Here is a 22281-nt window from a genome sequence, read left to right as displayed (position 1 = left end):
TGCCAAGCTCCCGGTCGCCTCTCCGCCACTGCGAATAGCCTGGCGGCCAGCTCTTTCCTACCGGCCACGCTCCTGACTCCGCTGCTCGTTCAGCGTCGCCCCTGGCCTGCCTGTCGAGGACAGCGTTCTGCGTCGACCACCATCGTCTCCATTCCAACCCTCTCAGTGCCGCGGCCAGTTCGAGAAGCTTCCTATCCCCTGCCGCGGCAGCACGCTCAATCGTCTTTCACCCGAGCAAGATATCGTCTCAAGCCGCAAGCGCTTCGCGTTCGGCGCCGTCCGATGTCCGACAATGTCGGATACGCAACATAGCAGAGCCCGATTTATCACATTGCCGAAACGGTTTTCTCATTTGGCACGGCACGTGCGCGGTCATCCGCAAACGCGTCACGGACCAAGGAGAAGCCGTCCCATGATCACCTCACCAAAAAATAACGCCCCACGTCTCCCGGACGCATCCAAAGATGAGGCTCGAGCAAGGCCTGGCAACATGCAGACGGCTCGGGTGGATCGGCGCTGCCTATCGGTCCACTTTCTCCCACACGGGGAGACGGGGACGCAGCGCCTTCAAAATAAGGAAATCGCTTTGCCACGAACCTTGCCGATCGTCCGGCCACCACAACCGGAGCCATCCACCAAACTTCCGTCTCGGTGGCTGCGCAGGGCATTCATTGAGACCGCCTTGGTTTTCGCGATGACCGCTCCGGTTCTGGCCGCCACCGACGACGGCAAGGTGACGGATTTCTTGCTCGACAACGGCATGGAGGTGGTCGTCATCCCCGATCACCGCGCGCCGATCGTCACCCATATGGTGTGGTACAAGGTCGGCAGCGCCGACGAGCCGTCGGGCAAATCCGGCATCGCGCATTTCTTCGAGCATTTGATGTTCAAGGCCACGGCCAATCACGTCGCCGGCGAGCTGAACCGCGCGGTGGCCGAGATCGGCGGCTCGCACAATGCCTTCACCTCTTACGACTATACCGCCTTCTACCAGAGAGTGGCGCCCTCGGCGTTGGAGCAGATGATGAGCTTCGAGGCCGACCGTATGCGCAACCTCAGCCTCACCGACGACGATATCAAGACCGAGCGCGACGTGATCATGGAGGAGCGCCGTCTGCGCGTCGACAACAATCCGCAGGCGGTTCTAGAAGAGGAGGTCAACGCGACGTTGTGGCAGAATCAGCCTTACCGCATCCCGATCGTCGGCTGGATGCAAGAGATGGAGCAGCTGAACCGCACCGACGCCGTCGCCTTCTACAACAAATATTATAACCCCAACAATGCCGTGCTGGTGGTGGCGGGCGATGTCGAGCCGGGGACGGTGAAGGCGCTGGCCGAGAAGACCTATGGCAAGCTCCCGCGTGGACCCGAGCTGCTGCCGCGAGTCCGGCCGGTCGAGCCGGAGCAGAACACTAAGCGCACGGTGACGCGCACCGACGCGCGCGTGTCGGTGCCGAACTTTTCGACGCATTGGGTGGTGCCGTCCTATCGCACCGCTGAGCATGGCGAGGCCGAGGCGCTCGACCTGCTTGCCGAGATCCTCGGCGGCGGCAGCCGCAGCCGGCTCTACCAGCAGTTGGTGGTGAAACAGGGAATAGCCACCGAGGCCAGCGCCTGGTTTCAGGGCACCATGCTCGACGCCACCAATTTCACCGTCTACGGCGCGCCGCGCGGCGACGCCAAGCTCGCCGACATCGAGGCTGCGGTCGATGCCGAGATCGCCCGCATCGCCAAGGACGGTGTGACCAATGACGAACTGGACAAGGCCAAGAACCGCCGTGTCCGCTCGGTGATCTTCGCCCGCGACAAGCAGGACTCCATCGCCAGCATGTATGGCTCCACGCTTGCCACCGGCGGCACCGTAAACGACGTCGAGGAATGGCAGGACCGCATCCGCGAGGTCACCGCCGATCAGGTCAAGGCGGTTGCCGCCCGCTATCTCGTGTCCGACCATTCGACCACCGGCTATCTCTTGCCCAAGACGGAGAAATGATGTGATGATGAACCAACACCGTGCCGCCTTTGCACAAGCCCTGCCTTTTCCGCTTTCAGCGGCACAAGGCAGCGTCGCGCGCCTTGCCACCCCGCTGGCCATCCTTTTCATCGCCATTTTCTTCCTCATCCTGCCGGCGCTCAGGGCCCATGCGGCGATGAATATCCAGGAGGTGAAATCTGAAAAGGGCATCACCGCCTGGCTGGTGGAGGACCATACGCTGCCGATCATCACCATCCGCTTCGCTTTCCACGGCGGCTCTACCCAGGACCCGGCCGGCAAGGAGGGGCTGGCGAACCTGATGGCCGGCCTGTTCGACGAGGGCGCCGGCGGTCTCGACAGTGATGCATTCCAGGTGAAGCTTGACGACGCCGGCGCCGAGATGAGCTTCGACGCGCAGCGCGACGGCATCCACGGCTCGATGCGCATGCTTTCGGAACAACAGGACGCCGCTTTCGATCTGCTCAGGCTCGCGGTGAACAGGCCTCGCTTCGATAAGGAGCCGGTCGACCGCATCCGCGACCAGCTTCTCTCCGGCATCATCGCCAATGAGCGCGACCCCGAGGCGATCGCTCAGCGCAAATGGCTGCGCGCGATCTATGGCACCCATCCCTATTCCCGGCCGGACGAAGGGAACAAAGTGAGCCTCGCCGGCATCACGCCGGCCGATCTCGGCGCCTTCCACAAGGCCACTTTCGCTCGCGACGGGCTCCATGTTGCGGTGGTCGGTGACATTGACGCAAAGAGGCTGAGTGAAAAGCTCGACCAGCTGTTCGGCGATTTGCACGACAAGCAGACGCTCTCCCCCGTTGCCGATGTCGCCGCCAAACTCGGACAGCAGGTGGAGGTGAACTACGAGCTTCCCCAGACCTCGCTGCGATTGGCTTTTCCTGGCGTCGGACGCAGTGAGCCGGGTTTCTTCGCCGCGCTGCTGATGAACGATATCCTCGGCGGCTCGCCCTTCACGTCGCGCCTGTGGGAGGAGGTGCGCGAAAAGCGCGGCCTTGCCTATGGCGTCGGCTCTTATCTGGCCGGCTACGAGCATTCTCATGAACTGCTGGTTACGACGGCGACGCGCTCGGACCGTGCCGCCGAGACGCTGAGCATCGTGCATCAGGTGGTGAAGGATATGGCGGAGAAGGGCCCGACGGAGGCCGAGCTCGAGGCGAGCAAGAAGCATCTGATCGGCGCCTATGCCATCAACTATCTGGATTCCTCCAGCTCGATTGCAGCCACGCTCGTCGGATTGCAGCTCGACAAGCTTGGCATCGACTACATCCAGCGCCGCGCCGCCCTCATCGATCAAGTGACACTCGACCAGGTCAAGGCTGCGGCGAAGAAGCTGCTTTCGGCCGAGCCCGCCATTATGGTCGTTGGCCCGCCGCTGGGGGGCAAAGGATGAATACAGGAGCCCGTTTCGACTTCCCTCTCCCCTTGTGAGCTTTTTCACGGGGAGTGTGGTCCGGTTCGGCAGGCTAGTGGGGTTTTTTAAAAGCCCGCCGAGCGGTTTTGGGGGCCCTTGCGAGGCATCTGCCGGTTCAGGCGGCCGAATCGCCTGATTGTGGCACGCTCCTCCTCACGCCAGCTTCTCTTCGGATGGATAGAGGACCCCGATCATGGTCCGCAGATTGAAAGGCGCAGGTTACCCGCATGCACAGCGTGCGGATGGCGAAGCCGACTTCCGATTTTTTGCCTAACAAGAACCGCGAGCATCGATTAGAAAACTCTCAAAGTAGCTCCCTTTCCAATTGCGTACATTGGACTACCAGCTGTCCGGCCGAGGCCCTATAAGCAACCCCGGCGTCGCGCAATACACGCCGCACCCTGCTAATATACCCGCTGCGTCGAGGAGGAATCCGGTATTGCCCCTGTGCCTGCCGATGATCCGTCACCTGAAATCCCCCGAGCTCTTTGGACCCATTGATCGCCTGCCGGCACTTGGCATGCGGATTAGCAAGCGAACATTCGAGGTCCTCAACCCGTCGACCGGCGAAGTGCTGGCAGAGCTTCCCGACATGGGTGTCGAGGAAACATGCGCTGCGATCGACAAGGCCTATGTCGCCCAGCCTGGATGGGCAGGATTGACCGCACGTGAGCGCAGCGACGTTCTGTGGCGTTGGCATCAGTTGATCATCGACCACGCCGACGATCTCGCCGCTATACTCACAGCGGAGATGGGCAAGCCGCTTGCCGAAGCCAAATCGGAGATGTCGCATGCTGCGGCGTACCTGCAATGGTACGCCGAGGAGGCCAATCGCATCTATGGCGAGACGATCTCCGCACCATCGACGGACCGTCGGATGCTGGTGATCAAGCAACCGATCGGCGTCGTCGGCACGATAACACCCTGGAATTTCCCAGCGTCCATGGTCGCACGCAAGATCTCGCCAGCCTTGGCCGCAGGCTGCACCATTGTCCTCAAGCCCGCTGAGCAGACCCCCCTCGTGGCTGGCGCAATGTTCGCTCTCGCCCATCAGGCCGGCTTTCCCGAAGGCGTCGTCAACCTGATCTATGCGTCCGAAGGTGATGCGGTTGGCCGCGAACTTTGCGCCAATCCCAAGGTCCGCAAGATCAGCTTCACCGGATCGACCGAGGTTGGCCGGCTGCTGATGCGCCAGTGCTCGGACCAGATCAAGAAGGTCAGCCTCGAGCTCGGCGGCAATGCACCTTTCATCGTCTTCGACGACGCCGAAATTGACGCTGCGGTTGACGGCGCGATCCAGGCGAAATTCCGCAATGCCGGCCAGACTTGCGTGTCGGCGAACCGCCTTTACGTTCAATCGAGCGTTCACGATGAGTTCGTCGAGAAATTCGAGGAGAAAGTCCGCCGCTTATCGGTTGGTGACGGTTTCGCTCCAGGAGTGGACATCGGACCGCTCATCGACAAGCATGCTCTGGCCAAGATCGAATCGCATATCGCCGATGCGGTCGAAAAAGGCGGCACAATTCGATGCGGGGGCAATCGCATAGGCAAGGATGGCACGTTTTTCGAACCAACGGTGCTCACCGAGATTTCCAGCGTGATGGCGGTTGCGCAGGAAGAGACTTTCGGGCCGCTGGCGCCGATCATTCGCTTCGACGATGCGGATCAGGTCGTGCGTGAGGCCAACGACACGATCTACGGCCTCGCCGCCTACTTCTATGCCTCAAACCTGAAGCGTGTCTGGCGTGTGGCCGAGGCCCTGGAATATGGCATGGTCGGTATCAACACGGGACGCATGTCCTCGGAAGCGGCACCCTTCGGCGGGATCAAGCAGTCCGGCATCGGGCGGGAGGGTTCCCGCCATGGCCTCGAAGACTACCTCGAAATGAAATACCTTTGCATGGGCGGAATCTGAAGCATCTGCTTGCGCGGTTCGCAGATCCGGGAATTGCACGAGCGATCTCCGAAGACGGAAATCGAAAGATCTCTGCTCGATGGGTGCCGGCGTGCGGCTCTGCAACCCGTGGAGACGCAATTCTGAAGTACTGGCTGGATATTCTCTCGACGCAGACAAGCGCCTGGTTGTCGGCGCAGAGGGTCGCATGTGGCGGGCGACAAGCTTGCGAGCGACCAGACGGTCCTCGCCGAGAAGGCTTCGAACGTTTCGAGTTGCAGCTAGGCAAGTGGCCCGAACAAGGTCTCTACATGGAGGGCTTGTTTGCAGTGGCGCGCCGCGTGGGCCGGTAGATCAGCGTTCATCGGTTCAACCCATGGCGGCGAACCCACTGCTCGATCGACTGAAGCTTCTGCGGGCGGCCTGGATCTTGATACGCAGACGCTTGCCGGTAGCCTACGGCATCGCGTGGATCGCCTGCGTCCGGCAGCGCGAAACGGTACTTGACCGATGCTTGCGCGACATCAGCTCAGATCGGCATCGGGCGATCCTTGGGGTATGCGCCTGGGATAGGAGGCTCCGATCGGGACATTGTGGTCGAGACCGGCGGTTGGATGTGGGGAACATCTGGCGCGAGGCGAAACGGCTGGATGATGAACGGATTGCGATCCCAAGGCCACAGTCCCAGATACGTTGCGTGCCCCGCTCCGGGAGGTTTGTCCACAGCAATACCTGGCCGATGAACCTTAGGCTCTGTCGTGCAAGGATATCATCGCTTCCACCGCAACAGGTGGATCACTTGCTTTGAGGGCATTTGTGGACAATGCGGAGCTGCTGGGGAAACTCGAGCTCGGCGGCCAGAAATTCAGCAAGGACGATATCCTCAAGATCCTAGTTGCCAAGGACGCGGGGCATGTCCCTTGCCCGCAATAATCGATTACAGGGCCTGTAGTGGCTAGGGAAAATTTGGTGCTTTTGCCACATAAGGCCGCTGTTCTCCGCTAAATTCAAATACCAAGCTATCATCTTAAGCCGGGCCCAACCCAAGCCGGCACTATCGCTCGACACTGCTGCGGCGACATTCCATTGAAGGCTCTGAAGCACTTTGCGAAGTGCGAAGCGGACATGAACCCGCAGGCCATGGCAATGTCGATGATGGGCATCCGCGTGCCTTCGATCAGCCGCTTCGCATGGTCTATGCGGATCTGGAGATAGTGGCGCACCGGCGGAAGCCCGATATGCGACGCGAACAAGCGTTCCAGCTGGCGCCGCGATACTCCGGCCCGTTGCGCGACCTTGTCCATTGCGAGCGGGAACTCCACATTTTCTTCCATGATCCGCATTGCCATCAGGAGCTTGTCGCTCACACCGGCAAAGGCTAGACCCGATGGCCCGGTCTGCCGGTTTGATCCTGAGCGCTGTCCTTCGACAGTCGCGTGGCGGCAGACCTCCTGTGCAATATACCCGCCGGCATGGCTGCCGATCAGATCGATCGCCAGGTCGAAGGCTGCCAGTTCTCCTGCGCAGGTCGAATACTGGCCGTCTTTGACAAACAAGGAGTCGCTTATGCGGGGCTGGTTGAACACCTCGGCGAAAGCAGCGAGCCGCGACCAGTGTATAGTGCAGCGTGTGCCTGCCAGAAGGCCTGTCCGCGCAATCAACCATGTCGCTGTGCCAACCGCAGATATTGGAACCCCGCGACGCGCCATCGTTCGCAGAAATCCGTTGAGCTCAGGCGTCAGTTGCCGTTCTACCGGCTCGCCCGCCACCATAGCGAACTGGTTCGGTCTGCGATTGTCAGAGCCGAAAACCAGCTCGTCTATCACGACATCAACAGCAACCGAAAGGCCGTTGGCGCCCTCGATTGGCCGAGCGTCAAGCCCCGCGATTCGCCACCGGAACAGCGGCAGCCTCGATACCGTGTTGGCGATCCGAAAGGGTTCGATATAGGCGTGAAGCGCTAGGTGCGAGAACCCGGGTAAGACCAGAACCACCAAGTCAAACGGTCGATCGGCCGCCGCCGAAATTTTCGGCGTGGCCAACGACGTCATTGCGCTGATGTTGGCGGGTGCGTTCACTAGGATCCGTACGTGGCTACCGGCTCACCGAAGGTGCCGGGTTCCGGTTTGATGCCGAGGCCTGGCAGCTGCGGTACTGCGATGTGACCCTTTTCGATGACGATCGGATTCTTCGCGTCGAAATGTCCTTCAATATACTCCTGCGCGATCCAGACGCCTTCCATGCGGCGCGGTTCGACGGTCGCCGCAAGATGGACGCACGCCGCCGCGATGATGTCGCCGCCCCAGGCGTCGTCGCAGCTGTGCGGGAGCGAGCGGATGGCGCAAAGGTCGCGCACGGTCGTCATCTTCGTGAGGCCGCCCAGGCGCGTGACCTTGAAGCCGAAGCCATCCGCGATGCCTAGCGAGATCGCTCGAAACACGACATTCTGGTCCTCGGTGTTCTCGTCCAGATAGACCGGGTGCGACACACGGCCCCTGAGCGTCGCGACCTCGTCCATGGTGTTGCAGGGCTGTTCGAAAACGAACGGGATCGCTTGGCAAAGCCTGTCGAGATGGATTGCAGAGGCCACGGTCAGGCCTCTATTGCCGTCCACGGCGATGCGCGCCTTAAAGCCGACCGCCTGCCAAACCTTGTGAACAGTGGCCACATCCTCCTCGAGATTGCGCCCCGAAATTTTGACCTGCAAGCGTGGATAACCTGACTTCACCTTGTCGGCCGCAATCCTGGCCGTTTCGTCCGGTGGGCCGATGATCAATGAATAGTGAGCCGGGACTCGGTCTGTCAGGGCGCCGCCCAAAAGCGTTGAGACCGGCACTCCCAGCCGCTGGCCGAGAAGGTCGAGAAACGCCATGTCCAATGCGGCCTTGGCATACCCATGCCCGTTTAAGCGCTGGTCCATACGTTTGGCGAGAAGCCTGATCGACGCAATCTCAAGACCGAGGAGCCCCGGCGCGATTTCGGCAATCGCCGCGCGTGCGCCGAGTGCATGATGCGGCTGATAAACGGGCCCGATCGGGCAGGTTTCGCCCCAGCCAGTCAACCCGTCATCGGTCGCGATTCGATAGGTGCCGTCTTTGACAGGCAACTGAGCCCTATAGACGTTGATCTGGTCAATGCGCATGAGGACGCTCAGTATTCCTCGTTGAGCGCGTCGACGGCGGGGATTTCCCGCGAGCGACGATCGATATACGCGCGCAATTCCTCGTCCTTCGCGACGTCGAGCTTAGGTTCTTCATATTCGGCCAGAAGATGGCGCGCATGCTCGAGGGCGCGTTGCTTTATGTCCTTGGAGCCATCAGCGTACCACTGCTCGATCGAGTTATTGTCGAAGAGTTTCGGGATAAAGAAGGCCTTCTCGAAGTTCGCCTGTGTATGCGGATGTCCAAAGTAATGGCCGCCCGGCCCGACATCGCGGACCGCAGCCAGGGCTTCATCGAAGTCGTCCCACTGGATGCCTTGCGTCATGCGATAACCCATGGCGCAGACTTCGGCGTCGACGACGAACTTTGCGATCGAGCAGTGCATGCCGGCTTCATTCCAGCCAGCCGAATGCCAAATGTAGTTTGCGCCTGACATCAGCACGGCCATCATCGTCATCGCACTTTCATAGCCAGCTTGCGCATCGAAGACCTTGGCGCCGCCAAGCAGGTTCGAGGTACGCCAAGGGACGTTGTAGCGGCGAGCCATTTGGCCGATCATGAAATTCATGAGCGAAATCTCAGGCGTTCCCGCCATCGGCGCTCCCGATTGCATCGAGACGGTCGACAGGTAATGCCCATAGATCGCAGGGCAGCCCTTGCGCACCACCTGTGTGTAGGCGAGTGCCGAAAGTGCCTCCGCATTGAGCTGCGCCACTGCCGCCGCGGTAGAGGCTGGCGTGTTCGCGCCACCGAGAACGAAGGGCGAGCACAACACGGGCTGATTGCGCCGGCAGAAAGCACGCATGCCGCCCAGCATGACCTGGTCCCACACGAGCGGCGAATTGCCATTGCAGTTTCCAGTGGTCACTGCATGCTTCTCGAGGAAGCCTTCGCCGAAAAGGATCTCGCACATATCGAGCACGTCCTCGGCGTTCTTGGGCGAGGTGGTCATGCCCATGAATATCTTGTCCGAGTGCTTCATTGACGAATAGGTAATGTGCAGGTGCCGATGCGCGACGACAATGTCCATCGGTTCAACGATATGGTGCGCCGATGAATGCAATGCCGGCATCATGTGCGCCAGCTTATGGAAGGTCCCTAGATCCGCGATAGTCGGGCCACGCCTGACGTCGTCGAGGTCGCGCATGTAAGGCGCGCCGGTCATCGGCACAAAGATGGACTTGTCGCCGCCGAGCTCGACATTCTTTGCCGGGTTCCGCGCGAAATATTCGACGTTGGGGGGAATGGTCTTTATGAGTTCCATGACAAGGCCGCGGTCGAGATGAACGCGGTCATCGGCGCGCACGTCCGCTCCGGCTCTCTTCCAGTCCTCAATCGCGATCGGATCGCGAAACACGACGCCTATTTCTTCCAGGATCGCGAGAGAAGCCTCGTGAATGCGTTCAACCTGCTCGGCATCCATCGGCTCTACCACCGGCAGGCCGCGCTTGAGCGTCGGCAACATGTCGACCTTTGGCGCCATGCGGATCGTCCGCCGCGCGTCCCGCCCTCCTCTACGAGACACTTGTAGTTGAGCAGTCATGCCGGCCTCCAAGAAAAACGGTGCGGCCCGTGTGAGCCGGCCGGAACTATTGCCGGAACCCGAAGATTTGACCTACTGCAAAAGTCTCACGCGTCTGTTGACTAAAGCGCCGCGGCAGTCGGGCCCGTCGATCAGTCGACTCGCATCGGAGGAGGGCGGGCAGTAGCGGTCGCCGACCCCACTTATTCGGCTTTGTTCCACAGCCATTGGGTGGAAGAACCGGCCTCCCCCATAGGCAGCGTCGCAGGTACTATCGACGACACGCCACCGAAATAAATTCAATCGGGAGGCTACTTTTTTGCGCCGACGAGCTTCCGCGGTTCCGTGCTAGCAAGTTTTTGCTTGGGATATGGTGGGAGACCCAACCAATGTTCTGAACCAATGCCCAAAATTTCAGTGGCTTAGCTCGATGGTAACAATCGGCACTTGGCGGAAATGGAAGGCCTATGGGGAATGAAATTTGGAAATGATGCAGCACACCCAAATTTGGGCACAACAAACGGCACTTTTCCACCACTCAATCGTCAATATTCGCGACTGTCGGAGGCGACAAAGGCTACACAAAAACCTATCGTCAATGAAAATCCGGCTTGATCTATCGGACATTCTCAAGCTTAATGGCTGAATAAGAACAATGGAAATTCCAGCCGTAGATCTCAATCTGATAATAATTTACTGACCATTTCGCAGGTTGCTAAACGGTGGCTGAATTCGATGCCTTCATTTCGTATCGAAGATCGGACGCAAATGCATTTGCGCGTCGACTTCGGCATGTATTACAGGATTTCCGTCCGCCAAAGAGCCTACGAGATCGGCATGCCGCTCCATTGAAGGTTTACCTCGACACGAGCTACGAGCGAGGCACGAATGATTTTTTCGAACGTGTAACCCTCCCTGCCCTGCTCTCATCGCGGCATCTCATTGTAGTTGCGACACCCGACGCGGCAGATCGTGGCCCAGATCAGAACGACTGGATACGACGCGAGATTGAAGCTTTCGAGAACGGTCCGAACGCTGGCAACATTATAGCAGTTCAGGCGAAAGACGCGCCCGCGTTGCCGGGCGGCCTGGCTCAACGGTACCCCAATATCGAGATCATCGATATGCGGGGCCTGAGCGGTCTTGCGTTTCTCAATCCACCCAAAGCCGCGAGACTTACGAACGAAACGGTGAAGCTGTTGGCGCCGCTTCTCGACCTTGGTCTCGAGGACATGCCTGCTCTGCGACGCGAGGAGGAGCGGCGTCAGCAGTTCAGATTTGGCTTTGCGGCAGGCGGCGCCGCAACCGTCGTTTTGGTGATTGCAGGGATGTCGATCCTAGAGCGAAATCCGAGCGGATAGAATCGATAGGGGTTTCGTGGGGATTGGAAATCTGATTCAGCATATCTGCTGGATGAGGAGGCCGGCATGGCATGGCGAAATCCTTATCCGAAGACTTGCGGGCTCGCGTAGTCGCAGCGGTTGATGGCGGCCTGTCGCGACGGGCGGCAGCGGCGAGATTTGGCGTGGCGGCGGCAAGTGCGGTGCGTTGGGTCCGGGAATGGCGCGAGACCGGAGCCACTTGCGCAAAGCCGCAGGGCGGCGACAGGCGGTCCCACCGCGTCGAAGCGTATCGCGACATCATCCTGGCGGCGATCAAGAGGCGGGTGGACATCACGCTGGTCGAACTCGTCGAGTTGCTGCGACAGGAGCATGGCGCGTCGTTTGCGACGAGCACGATCTGGCGCTTTCTCGATCGTCACTCTATGACCTTCAAAAAAAACGGCGCACGCCAGCGAGCAGGAGCGGCCAGACGTAGCCGCGCGCCGTCGCGCCTGGTTCGACGGCCAGCTCGATCTCGACCCCGAGAAGCTGATCTTCATTGATGAGACTGCCGCCTCCACCAAGATGGCGCGGCTGCGCGGGCGGGCCAAACGTGGCGAACGCTGCCGTGCGCCGGTTCCTCATGGTCATGTGTGGACGCCCCGCCGGATGCAAGAAGAATCTTCGGTTCAGGCTGCTGCGCGTGATCGGGTGCTGCCATGTGTTCGGCCTCTCTTTGCGGCTTCGTCATGGCCGCGGGCCCGTATGGGAGTTCGAGGATCAGGTCCACATCACTGGAACGCGCTCGAAGCGCTCCCCATGCGTCTGGTTCTCCTGATCCCGCCTCGCCGACGTTGCGCCATACCTGTCCTTCGACCTTCTCACGTCCTCCTGGCAGCCTCGCGTTCGCTCACTGCACTGCACTCATGCGGCGGCGGTCGGAGCTCGGTAGGTTCCACCTTTCGTCATCAATGCCCATGCGATGCGCGCGGTCTTGTTGGCCAGTGCCACGATCACCAGCATTGGCGGCTTGCGCGCCAGCATTCGATGGAGCCACGAGCCGGATGGCACGCCTTTGCGCTTGGCCCAGCGCACTACCGCGCTGGATGCGATGATGAGCAGGCGTCGCAGCGTTCGCTCTCCCATCCGCGACGTTCGTCCGAGGCGCTCCTTGCCGCCGGTCGAACGCTGGATCGGCGTCAGCCCGATCCAGGCTGCGAAATCGCGCCCAGAGCGGAACGTCTCTGCTGGTGGAGCCATTGCCTCAAGCGCGGTTGCGATCAGCGGCCCAATGCTAGGCACGCTCATTAGCCGATGGGCCGTTTCGTCAGCTTTGGCCCGCTTCGCAATCTCCGCGTCCAGCGACCTAACCTGATCCTGCAAGCGGCGTAGCGCTTCGACAAGCATGGCAAGGCAACAGCGAGCGGCCTCCGGCACGCCCGAGGTAGGATCCTCAACCTGCGTGATGAGCCGCTCGACATGCGAGGGGCCTTGCGGCGCAATCAGGCCGAACTCGGACATATGCCCGCGGATCGCGTTGATGAGCTGAGTGCGCTGGCCGACGAGCACGTCGCGGGTTCGGAAGATCACAGCCGAGGCCTGCTTCTCCTGGCTCTTCACCGCCACGAAGCGCATCGTCGGCCGTTGCGCGGCCTCGCAGATCGCTTCGGCATCGGCGGCATCGTTCTTCTGACGCTTGACGAAAGGCTTCACGTAAGCCGGTGCGATCAGCCTGACGGTATGGCCGAGCGTGCCGATCTCACGACCCCAATAATGAGCGCCTGGGCATGCCTCCATCGCCACAAGGCATGGCGGCTGCGCAGCGAAGAAGGCCAGCACCTGTTCGCGCCGCAGCTTCCTGCGGAACACAACGGTGCCGGCGGCATCTGCGCCATGGGCTTGGAAGATGTTCTTGGCCAGATCCAGGCCAATGGTGCTAACTTGTGTCATGGACGTCTCCCTTCGGTGGTTCTCAACGCCACCACTCTGGCACATCGATGCCGTCAGGGGGGCGTCCATCCCATCATTGGAAGACCACGACCTTCACCGCTGGACTGCGGCTGAACGGCCTGACCGCACCGATGCTGCTCGACGGGCCGATGAACGGCGCCGCCTTCCTGGCCTATGCCGAACAGGTGCTCGCACCTGAACTTTCTCCCGGCGACATCGTCGTCATGGACAACCTGCCGGCTCACAAGATCACCGGCGTTCGCGAGGCCATCCAAAGGACCGGCGCACGGCTTCTGTTGCTGCCGCCCTATTCGCCCGACTTCAATCCGATCGAGATGGCGTTCTCGAAGCTCAAGGCCCTACTCAGAAAAGCAGCTGCCCGCTCCATCGATCAACTCTGGTCCGTCATCGCCGACTGCCTCGACGCCTTCAAACCGGCCGAATGCCGAAACTACTTCGAGGCAGCCGGATATGACCCGGTGTAAGTCGAATCTGCTCTAGGCTGCTGACCTCGCCAATGAGCCGCTGCACGGCTTGTTGTCGCCAGGCCCTTACTCGCCTTTGCAATGTGTGAAGCTGTCGCAAGCTGTATCGTCCGGGGTAACGGGCCTGGAATTCGACGAGAAGTTCAAGGGCGGTCTGATCCGGACGCTCTTCAAGGCACCGTGCCATCTCTTCCCAATGGTCCTTAAAGAGATCGGGACGCCGACCACGCGGTTTGTCGTTGAGCCGACGATACGTCTTCGGCCCAACGACAACACCGCGCGCGCGAGCCGCTTGGCGCCACAGATTGACCCGTCGGACGAGTGTTTTGTACTGCTTGCGGGTAAATCGACCTGGAAACTGGACGCACAGCTCCTCGAAGAGCTGCGTGGCGTTGATGTTGGGGAATTCCTATAGCGCGACAATCTGGGAGAGAAACGCGCGACAATCTGGATGAGAATCTGGTGTCGCGGCGATGATGATAATCTCGGCATTGATTGTCGCGCGCAAGAGGTTTTATCGGTTTGATTGTCGCGGCGCGTCAATCAGGATTGACGTTTGCGGGCGTCGCATATGACGCCGGCCTGCCTGGCCCCCGCTTTCGCTCGATGGCCTCGCGCCGCCGATAGCTCTCGACATTCAGTTCGAAGATTGTGGCGTGATGGACGAGGCGATCCACCGCGGCGAGCGTCATGGCGGGATCCGGGAAAACCTTCCCCCATTCGCCGAAGGGCTGGTTGGCGGTGATGAGCATGGAGCGCCGCTCGTAGCGGGCGCTGATGAGCTCGAACAGCACGCTGGTCTCGGCCTGGTCCTTGGTGACATAGGCAAGGTCGTCGAGGATCAGCAGGTGGAAGCGGTCGAGCCGATTGATGGCGGCTTCGAGACCGAGCTCCCGGCGCGCGACCTGAAGCTTCTGAACGAGATCGGTGGTGCGAGTGAACATGACCCGCCACCCGTTCTCGATGAGGGCGAGGCCGATGGCCGAGGCGAGATGACTCTTCCCGCCGCCGGGCGGGCCGAACAGAAGCAGGTTCGCTCCCTTCTCGAGCCAGCTGTCGCCGGCGGTGATCGCCATCACCTGCGCCTTTGAGATCATCGGCACCGCCTCGAACTCGAAAGCATCGAGGGTCTTTCCCGGCAACAGGCGGGCTTCGGCGAGATGCCGCTCGATGCGGCGTCGATCGCGTTCGGCCATCTCGTGCTCGGTGATCGCGGCGAGAAAGCGGGCGGCGGGCCAGCCTTCCTTGTCGGCCTGTTCGGCAAACAGCGGCCACATAACCTTGATGGCCGGCAGGCGCAGTTCGTTGAGGAGCAAGCTCACCCTGGCGGAATCGACAGCGGGGTTCGTCTTCATGCCGCATCTCCTGTCAGGTTGGCGCCAAGCAGGGCTTCATAGGCGTTGAGCGGAGCAAGACGCACGACGACATTCGGCAGCCGGGCGGGATCCGGCGCGAAGCGTTCCCGCAAGGGGGCCATGTCGGGCAATCGCCGTGCCTGTAGCGAGGCGGTCAATTGATCAGCCAGTTCGCTCTCGCAGCCGCGCTCGTGCGCCATGGCGAGAAGCTCGACCATGATCCGGCAGGCCTGCCGCTCAGGCAGTCGCTCTATGAGCACGTCGAAGGTTCGCCGGTAGGCCTCGCGGGGGAAGAGCTGGTCACGATAGACGAGGTTGAGCAGCGCCATCGGCTTGCGGCGCAGCGAATGGATGACATGCCGATAATTGACGACCTGGTCGTGCTTGCCGTTTGAAGAGGCGCGCCCGCGCGGCAGCGTCATGAGCTGCGTGCCGCCGATGAAGATATCCAGCCGATCATCGAAAAGCCGCACTCTGAGGCGGTGGCCGATCAGGCGTGAGGGCACGGTGTAGAACACCTTGCGCAGCGTGAACCCGCCCGATGAGGTGATGCGCACGGTGACCTCCTCGTAGTCGGAAGTGCGCCGGACGGGCAGTTCCTGGAGTTCGGCCCGCTCGACGTCGATGCGCTTGGAGTTGCGAGCATTCACGCGGCTGACGATCTCGTCGACAAAGCGACGATAGGCTGCCAGGTCGTCGAAATCGCTCGATCCCCGCATCAGCAGCGCGTCATTGATCGCCCGCTTGAGATGGCCGTGCGGGCCTTCGACGGAGCCGTTCTCATGCGCGATGCCGCGATTGTTGCGGGAAGGGGTCATGCCGTAGTGGCCGCACAGTTCGTCGTAGCGGCGCGTCAGGTCCTCCCGGGCGTCCTTATCCAGGTTGCGGAACGCCGCCGACAGGCTGTCGCTGCGATGCTCGCGGGGAGCTCCGCCGAGCGACCACAGCGCGTTCTGCAGGCCTTCCGCCAGAGCGACGAAACTCTCGCCGCCGAGCACGACATGCCCATGCTCGAAGCCGGAATAGGCGAGCCGGAAATGGTAGAGCCGGTGATCGAGTGGCTGGCCCACGATCGTGACGCCGGCGGCGGCCATGTCGGTGAAATCCGACAATCCCATGCGCCCGGGTACGTGAACCTGCCGGAAAATGACCTCCTGTTCCTCGCTATGGACGGCGCGCCAGGCTCGGACCCGGCGCTCGATCGTGCGGCGAATGCCGGCTCCAAGCTCGGGATGACGCCGGATCATCTCGTCGAAGATGGCGATCGCCCGAATGCCCGGAGCTGCCCTCAGCATGGGCACGACCTCGGCTTCGAAAATATCGGCGAGAGGGTCGGCACGGCGCCGTTGCCGCGGCGCCTTCTTTTGTGACGGCAGTCTCGAATCCTTCTCGATGCGATAGGCCGTGGCGATACTGATCGACGCCTTCGCCGCCGCGACGGCCGTCGTATTGGTCTGCCGGAACTTCATGAAAAGCCTCATATGGTGATCGGTTACGTGGCGGCCGGGCACAAAGCGATTCCTCCCCAACAGGAAAAACCACCGGCATACCCGGTCGACCGTGATCACCAGACGAAAGTCCCCCAAAAAGGAACGCGCCGCCGGCGGATTGAAACTCCGGTCGGGCTACGCCCTCCCTGCGTTCCAATCCGCCGGCATTCTCATCCTGATTGACGCTGCGCTCTCACGTTGATTGCCGCGCCGCACTACCGGGTGGCTTCGGTCGGGGTTCTCGGCTCGGGCGTTGCGAACGCCAATGCGCGATCGGTGGGTTTGAAGGCGATTCACGCCAAGATCGGAGAGCTGTACGTCCGTCAACCCAAGGCTCTGAACATCAGCCGCGCCAGCGGATACTACAAGCCGCAGCCGGTCGACGCACGCACAAGCGCGTGTCCTCGGCCGACGATCGGAAGGTCGCGGTTGCGGTCGATCATCGCTTTACGCTCGGCATGCCGGCCTTGCTGAGGAGCGGTCCAGTGCTTGAGATATCCGTTAGCCGACACGACTGCCGCAATGGAGCGATTGTCGGCTCATCAGCCCTCCGGTTGCAAACCGCCCCCATCGCGGCCCCGCCTTGAAGTACGGCAAACGCTGAATTTGCCCAGCCCTCTGGCTGCAGACAAAGCCAATTCTAGGACCTATGCCGGCTTCTTGCATAGATCGTCGGGCATTACATCCGGTGGAATTGGGCAGACATACGAATGACTGCCAATGCGCTCCTTCAGCTCTGCTTTGGCGCGAGCAAGAATTGCTGGGTTGCGCAGGCAATCGGCGGCGGTGGCGGCTATGGTTTGTGCCGCCAATATCATAGCCTTGTGAGCTGCCGGGAGTTTCCCCTGCGTCACCAACTGCCAGGTGTGGAACCCTGTACCTATGGCAAAGCAGGCTGTATGGCATTGCGCCGTCGGCACAATCCAACTCACGTCGCCAACATCCGTTGTACCCATATCCACCTCCTCCCACGCCGGCAGTGCAAGCACTCCGTCATGGAGGATCTTCGACTTAAGCGAGGGATCGCGAGACGCAATACTTGACGACAAGTCCTCCTCCGTTAGTGCCGCCTCGCGAAGCTTCTTTGCAAAGGAGTAGTCGGCTTCATCGAAGGCAGGCGCACCGATACGGCACATGTTGTCGTACATCACTTCTTGCAGAATCTTGTTGGGAATGATGTTTGAGCTGCCGCCAGCAATCTGAACAACAACAGAGGTTTCGGTCATCAAGGCCGCGCCTTCAGCAATCTTTCTAACACGCGCGAAGAGTCGTTGAGCATCCGGCAAGAGAGGGGAACGTATGGAAAATAGCGATTCTGCATAAGCCTGCACCGTGTTTGGCGCATCGCCGCCGGTATTGGTGATCGCGTAGTGCACACGTGCATCTGCGGGCATATGCTCTCGCATATAGTTCACACCCACGTTCATCAGTTCTACCGCGTCCAGCGCGCTCCGGCCCATATGCGGCGAAGCTGCAGCATGTGCCGCCCGCCCATGAAAGCGAAAGTAGACTTGGATCTCAGCGAGGCTGGACGCAGTACTGACCTCATTGACTACGTGCGGATGCCAGCAAAAGGCGACATCAAGATCATCGAAGAGGCCGGCGCGCGCCATATAGGTCTTGCCCCCACCATTTTCCTCCGCCGGGCAGCCGTAGTAGCGCACCGTGCCAGCGATACCTTCGGTCGCAAGCGCTTCTTTTAATGCGGCAGCGGCCAGAGCCGAGCCGGCCCCGAGGAGATTATGACCGCAACCATGGCCACCTGCGCCACGAGTGGCAACCTCTTGTCGGAGTGTGCCCGAAATTTGCGATAGTTCCGGCAGTGCATCGTATTCTCCGAGAATTCCAATGACCGGTCCCCCTCGCCCGTACTCCGCCACAAACGCATTTGGAATACCGCCGACATTGGTCGTTATGCGAAAACCCTCCCCCTCCAAAATAGCAGACTGCTCAGCAACTGAACGATGCTCCTGGAAAGCCAGCTCTGGCGTAGCCCAAATACGGTCGCTGAGAGCGCAGTAGTCGAAAGCCTTAGCCTCCACCCGACGGGCGATTTCTTCAAGGCTGAAGCGATCGTTTTGCATGCGTATACATCCTCATAGTTGTATAGCAATGACATCTAAAGCGCGTCGTAGCTGGTTGCGACAAGCGCTCTTGACTAGCGCATCTGAGCCGCTTTCATCGCGGCCTCAGTCTGATGACACCGACATCGTTCTCGATGGCGATCTCGGTCCCAAATGGCTGCGAGAGCTTCTGCAAACGCTCGAGAATCGCCTTTGCCTGCGACCCGGTGACCAGCTGCGGGATACCGCGATTGGCAAACCTCTTGGAGAAGCCAAGTTCAATCGGGCAGAGCCGCAATTCAGCGAGCTGGTTCTGCTCAAACCGACTGACCGCGATAACGCTCTCGTAGCAGACGGGTGTCCCGAGCGCGCCGACAAAGCCGTCGGGCGTCGGGTATCCCCTCCCTTGCTCGTCGACAGTCACCTCGGCATCTGTGTCGATCCGCGGGTCTTTGCCATAGGCATCGAACATGTCAGCTCCCACGGGCGTGCGCAGGTCATCAAAGAAGAAATTGCCGAGGCTATAAAATATTGGTCGGCCCTTGTAGATTTCGATGCCTCGCAGCAGATGCGGTCCGTGTCCGATATATGCGTCTGCTTCGGAATCGATCATTTTACGGGCGAAAGATTGCTCGTAATCCGCCGGTTCCTGGCTAACCAACTCACTCCAATCAGGCTCGTGACCATGGTTCGTGACGATGCAGAAGTCGGAGAACTGTTTGCCCCGGCGAACGTTTCTTAGAATATCGGCGACATCGCGCGGGTTTGCTTCGTAGCTAAAACTGGGCTGATCGCCTGCTTTGAAAGTCTCCGCAAGGAGCACGACGCGGCTTGGGTCCTTTCCACCGGCTGCATAGCCTGGCAAGACATCACGTACCCGCCTGACGTACTCAATCATATCCGACGGAAGAATGATGTTTCGCGTCAAACGAAGAGCATTCACCCCTGGCCTGCCAGGCGCCTCGCCGGCAGGATCGCACGCTCGAGACATCGGCATGAAGGTAGTGGCAAGCGACACCAGCGCCACCCGACCTCGGGCGGTCTCCAAGAAGCGAGCCGCGCCAGCTTGTGAAAGGTTCTCCCCGACACCCGCATGAATGATGCTGTTCTCATCGAGCACACGGCTCGATTCGCGCATGCCTTCAACGCCCCAATCAAGCGAATGATTGTTCGCGCGACTCATAAGATTGAATCCCATCGCCCTTAAATCAGGGCCGAGTTCCGGCACACTGATGTGATACGCCCCGCCGTACTCAGCCTGCGGACTTCCCTTAACCGACCGAATATCGAAGATGAGCGTTTCCATGTTGCCGAACGTGACATCGCCATCGCTAAGGATCTTGACGATGTCGTCAAAGCCGGGATGATGATATTTGGTCAGCGGCCGCGATATGATGAGGTCGCCAACGGCTACCATCGTGAAGCCGTCCGTTACGTTCGTTTGAACCGAACCGACCGTATCGTAGTTCCTACCCTGCTGGACTACCCGAGAACCGCGCTCGTATGAATTGTTCTCCATAGGCTTCTCCTTTACCTCTTGTGCTTGCCGCGTGTGGCAACGATGTTGGGCGTCCGTGGGGTCTGCGGCTAGGCCACAGGACGGAGCGGCGAACTAGCCGTCACAGCCGGGTGGACCGGCATGCCTATGGTGGGAGCGCGCACATGACAGGCCACGACGCGCCCGTCTGCCATCGGCACCAAAGGCGGCACGTCGATGCGGCAACGCTCGACCGCGAGCGGGCAGCGTGGGTGGAACGCGCATCCGCTCGGCGGATTGATGGGGCTTGGCACCTCGCCTTCCACGGGCGCCTCCAGCCGAGCCCGCGTCGGATCCGGTACCGGTGCTGCGGCGATCAGCGCTTCGGTGTAGGGATGGACCGGCTTGGCGAAAAGCGCCTCGCTCGGGGCGAGTTCCACGATGCGGCCCAGATACATGACGGCAACGCGATGCGCGATGTGCTCCACGACGCCGAGGTCATGCGAGATGAAGACGAAGGCGATGCCCATCTGCTGCTGGAGATCCAGAAGCAGATTCAAGATCTGCGCCTGCACGGAGACGTCAAGGGCTGACACCGCTTCGTCGGCGATGATGAGAGAGGGGTTGAGCGACAGGGCGCGTGCAATGCCGAGCCGCTGGCGCTGACCGCCCGACAATTCGGATGGGAGCCTGTGCATCATCTCCGGCGACATTCCGACCTTTCGGAGAAGGTCCGCGGCAAGTGCCTGGCGCTGCTTCCGGCTGAGACGCTCAAAGTTCTCGACAGGCTCCGTAATGATCTGCCCGGCCGTGAGCCGCGGGTTCAGCGACGAGTAAGGATCCTGGAAGACCATCTGCATCCGACGGCGCCACGCGTGAAGCGCGTCCTTCTTGAGACCCGCAATATCGGTCCCGTCGATCAGCACGCGCCCGCTCGTCGGATCCACAAGTCGCATCAGAAGCCGTGCGACGGTGGACTTGCCGCAACCGGATTCGCCGACGATGCAGAGCGTCTCCCCCGCCTCGACGGAAAAGGATACATCCTCCACCGCCCGGATCACCGGAATGGTCTTCTTCAGGAATCCTGCACCGAGCGGATAATGCTTGGTCAGATTCTCGACTTTCAGCAGAGGACCGCTCATGCGCCCATCACCTCTTCGGCGCGCCAGCAGGCCGCGGCGTGGCCCGACCCCACATCTCGCAGGGCGGGCGTCTTGTCGCGGCAAATATCGATCGCGAACGGGCAGCGCGGCGCAAAGCTGCAGCCGACGATGGGCTCGCGCAGGCTTGGCACGATGCCGGGAATTTCCGGAAGGCGGCGCTGTCGGCCGCGCCGCCGATCCGGCACCGATCGCATGAGGCCCTGGGTGTAGGGATGCGCGGGACGCGCAAACAGATCGATCACGTTCGCCTGCTCGACGATCCGGCCAGCGTACATAACAATCACGCGTTGGCATGTCTCGGCCACAACGCCCAGGTCATGTGTGATGAACATGACGGCCGTTCCCGTGCGCTCTTTCAGATCGACGATGAGCCGCAGGATCTGCGCCTGGATGGTGACGTCAAGCGCGGTGGTCGGCTCATCGGCGATCAACAGTTCCGGTGAGCAGGCAAGAGCCATGGCGATCATGGCGCGCTGGCGCATCCCGCCTGACATTTCGTGGGGATAGTTGTTGACGCGACGCTCGGGATCCGCGATGCGCACGAGACGGAGCATCTCTTCGGCCTTTGCCATGGCCACCGAGCGGGAGGCTTTCGTGTGGATCTGCACCGCCTCGGCGATCTGGCGGCCGACCGTATAGACCGGGTTCAGGCTGGTCATCGGCTCCTGGAAGATCATGGCGATCTGGTCGCCGCGGATCTTTCGCATCTCCCGATCGGACAACTCAAGCAGGTCGCGTCCGTGAAAACGGACCTCGCCGCCCACGGTCCTGGCGCTCAGCTTTGGCAGCAGGCGAAGGATCGAGAGGGCAGTGACGCTCTTCCCGCATCCCGATTCGCCGACGACGCCGAGCGTCTCGCCTTTTTTGACCTGGAAGCTGATGCCGCCCAGCGCGCGGGTGACGCTGTCTTCGCCGAAGAAGTGTGTCTCAAGGTCTCGAACGTCGAGAAGCAAGTCGTTCCCTGCGGCTTGATGCATCTGCAT

15 protein-coding genes and 3 pseudogenes are annotated in these 22281 nt (G+C 60.8%); 8 read left to right on the top strand and 10 right to left on the bottom strand.

Annotation, left to right across the window (positions count from 1 at the left end):
- Positions 1–694 precede the first annotated feature (694 nt).
- The 3 genes from ACZYHG_RS35010 (at position 695) to ACZYHG_RS35000 (ending at position 5331) form a co-directional block, all read left to right on the top strand.
- On the top strand, positions 695–1993 hold the full coding sequence (locus ACZYHG_RS35010) for a M16 family metallopeptidase (protein WP_464614975.1): 1299 nt from the start codon (positions 695–697) through the stop codon (positions 1991–1993).
- 7 nt (positions 1994–2000) lie between these two features.
- Positions 2001–3395: a M16 family metallopeptidase gene (locus ACZYHG_RS35005; protein WP_464615363.1), complete on the top strand. Its 1395-nt coding sequence runs from the start codon at positions 2001–2003 to the stop codon at positions 3393–3395.
- 478 nt (positions 3396–3873) lie between these two features.
- The gene (locus ACZYHG_RS35000) at positions 3874–5331 is read left to right on the top strand and encodes an NAD-dependent succinate-semialdehyde dehydrogenase (RefSeq protein WP_464614974.1); all 1458 of its coding nucleotides are present in this window, start codon (positions 3874–3876) and stop codon (positions 5329–5331) included.
- Positions 5332–6332: 1001 nt separating this feature from the next.
- Here the strand turns inward: ACZYHG_RS35000 and ACZYHG_RS34995 are convergent.
- Genes ACZYHG_RS34995 through ACZYHG_RS34985 form a run of 3 tightly spaced genes read right to left on the bottom strand, consistent with a single transcriptional unit; the run spans position 6333 to position 10014 of the window.
- A complete protein-coding gene (locus tag ACZYHG_RS34995) occupies positions 6333–7388 on the bottom strand; it encodes a GlxA family transcriptional regulator (RefSeq protein WP_464614973.1) in 1056 nt (351 codons plus the stop codon).
- The gene (locus ACZYHG_RS34990; protein WP_464614972.1) at positions 7388–8452 is read right to left on the bottom strand and encodes a mandelate racemase/muconate lactonizing enzyme family protein; all 1065 of its coding nucleotides are present in this window, start codon (positions 8450–8452) and stop codon (positions 7388–7390) included. Before ACZYHG_RS34990 ends, ACZYHG_RS34995 begins: the two co-directional genes overlap by 1 nt.
- A gap of 8 nt (positions 8453–8460) precedes the next feature.
- Entirely contained in the window at positions 8461–10014 is a 1554-nt protein-coding gene (locus ACZYHG_RS34985) for a trimethylamine methyltransferase family protein (RefSeq protein ID WP_464614971.1), read from the bottom strand.
- Positions 10015–10715: 701 nt separating this feature from the next.
- Between ACZYHG_RS34985 and ACZYHG_RS34980 the strand changes: the two genes are divergently transcribed.
- From ACZYHG_RS34980 to ACZYHG_RS34970, 3 genes and pseudogenes are all read left to right on the top strand, one after another.
- On the top strand, positions 10716–11354 hold the full coding sequence (locus ACZYHG_RS34980; RefSeq protein WP_464614970.1) for a toll/interleukin-1 receptor domain-containing protein: 639 nt from the start codon (positions 10716–10718) through the stop codon (positions 11352–11354).
- A 71-nt stretch (positions 11355–11425) separates the two neighbouring features.
- Positions 11426–11519: pseudogene (locus ACZYHG_RS34975) on the top strand (hypothetical protein); the annotation flags it as partial.
- Between the two features lie 242 nt (positions 11520–11761).
- Positions 11762–11966 (top strand): annotated as a pseudogene (locus ACZYHG_RS34970) (IS630 family transposase); the annotation flags it as partial.
- Between the two features lie 273 nt (positions 11967–12239).
- Here the strand turns inward: ACZYHG_RS34970 and ACZYHG_RS34965 are convergent.
- The gene (locus ACZYHG_RS34965) at positions 12240–13265 is read right to left on the bottom strand and encodes an IS110 family RNA-guided transposase (protein WP_464611638.1); all 1026 of its coding nucleotides are present in this window, start codon (positions 13263–13265) and stop codon (positions 12240–12242) included.
- A gap of 65 nt (positions 13266–13330) precedes the next feature.
- Here ACZYHG_RS34965 and ACZYHG_RS34960 point away from each other — a divergent pair.
- Positions 13331–13750: pseudogene (locus tag ACZYHG_RS34960) on the top strand (IS630 family transposase); the annotation flags it as partial.
- Positions 13751–13835: 85 nt separating this feature from the next.
- Complete coding sequence (locus ACZYHG_RS34955; RefSeq protein WP_464614969.1) at positions 13836–14165, top strand: hypothetical protein; 330 nt, start codon at positions 13836–13838, stop codon at positions 14163–14165.
- Positions 14166–14289: 124 nt separating this feature from the next.
- On the opposite strand, the gene istB is transcribed toward ACZYHG_RS34955, so the two are convergent.
- The 6 genes from istB to ACZYHG_RS34925 all read right to left on the bottom strand — a co-directional run bounded on the left by istB (position 14290) and on the right by ACZYHG_RS34925 (position 22281).
- Positions 14290–15105: an IS21-like element helper ATPase IstB gene (gene istB / locus ACZYHG_RS34950; protein ID WP_464614968.1), complete on the bottom strand. Its 816-nt coding sequence runs from the start codon at positions 15103–15105 to the stop codon at positions 14290–14292.
- Positions 15102–16616 (bottom strand): IS21 family transposase, encoded by a 1515-nt coding sequence (gene istA / locus ACZYHG_RS34945; protein ID WP_464614947.1) that lies wholly within the window; start codon positions 16614–16616, stop codon positions 15102–15104. The genes istB and istA overlap by 4 nt, the downstream gene beginning before the upstream one ends.
- 626 nt (positions 16617–17242) lie before the next feature.
- Positions 17243–18679, bottom strand: coding sequence for an amidohydrolase (locus tag ACZYHG_RS34940; protein WP_464614932.1), 1437 nt, complete (start codon positions 18677–18679; stop codon positions 17243–17245).
- Positions 18680–18773: 94 nt separating this feature from the next.
- Complete coding sequence (locus tag ACZYHG_RS34935; protein ID WP_464614967.1) at positions 18774–20177, bottom strand: CapA family protein; 1404 nt, start codon at positions 20175–20177, stop codon at positions 18774–18776.
- A 68-nt stretch (positions 20178–20245) separates the two neighbouring features.
- Positions 20246–21277, bottom strand: coding sequence for an ABC transporter ATP-binding protein (locus ACZYHG_RS34930; protein ID WP_464614966.1), 1032 nt, complete (start codon positions 21275–21277; stop codon positions 20246–20248).
- On the bottom strand, positions 21274–22281 hold the full coding sequence (locus tag ACZYHG_RS34925) for an ABC transporter ATP-binding protein (RefSeq protein ID WP_464614965.1): 1008 nt from the start codon (positions 22279–22281) through the stop codon (positions 21274–21276). Before ACZYHG_RS34925 ends, ACZYHG_RS34930 begins: the two co-directional genes overlap by 4 nt.

This window comes from Mesorhizobium subarcticum, from assembly GCF_055456085.1.
Note: the sequence above shows the minus strand (reverse complement) of the source record. Positions and strands in the feature narration are given on the sequence as shown.

What these genes read in the sequence shown, in the direction of transcription:
- ACZYHG_RS35010 (WP_464614975.1), top strand. Translation starts at nt 695, where the DNA reads ATGACCGCTCCGGTTCTGGCCGCCACCGACGACGGCAAGGTGACGGAT.
- ACZYHG_RS35005 (WP_464615363.1), top strand. Translation starts at nt 2,001, where the DNA reads ATGAACCAACACCGTGCCGCCTTTGCACAAGCCCTGCCTTTTCCGCTT.
- ACZYHG_RS35000 (WP_464614974.1), top strand. Translation starts at nt 3,874, where the DNA reads ATGATCCGTCACCTGAAATCCCCCGAGCTCTTTGGACCCATTGATCGC.
- ACZYHG_RS34990 (WP_464614972.1), bottom strand. Translation starts at nt 8,452, where the DNA reads ATGCGCATTGACCAGATCAACGTCTATAGGGCTCAGTTGCCTGTCAAA.
- ACZYHG_RS34985 (WP_464614971.1), bottom strand. Translation starts at nt 10,014, where the DNA reads ATGACTGCTCAACTACAAGTGTCTCGTAGAGGAGGGCGGGACGCGCGG.
- ACZYHG_RS34965 (WP_464611638.1), bottom strand. Translation starts at nt 13,265, where the DNA reads ATGACACAAGTTAGCACCATTGGCCTGGATCTGGCCAAGAACATCTTC.
- istB (WP_464614968.1), bottom strand. Translation starts at nt 15,105, where the DNA reads ATGAAGACGAACCCCGCTGTCGATTCCGCCAGGGTGAGCTTGCTCCTC.
- ACZYHG_RS34940 (WP_464614932.1), bottom strand. Translation starts at nt 18,679, where the DNA reads ATGCAAAACGATCGCTTCAGCCTTGAAGAAATCGCCCGTCGGGTGGAG.
- ACZYHG_RS34935 (WP_464614967.1), bottom strand. Translation starts at nt 20,177, where the DNA reads ATGGAGAACAATTCATACGAGCGCGGTTCTCGGGTAGTCCAGCAGGGT.
- ACZYHG_RS34930 (WP_464614966.1), bottom strand. Translation starts at nt 21,277, where the DNA reads ATGAGCGGTCCTCTGCTGAAAGTCGAGAATCTGACCAAGCATTATCCG.
- ACZYHG_RS34925 (WP_464614965.1), bottom strand. Translation starts at nt 22,281, where the DNA reads ATGCAGATGCATCAAGCCGCAGGGAACGACTTGCTTCTCGACGTTCGA.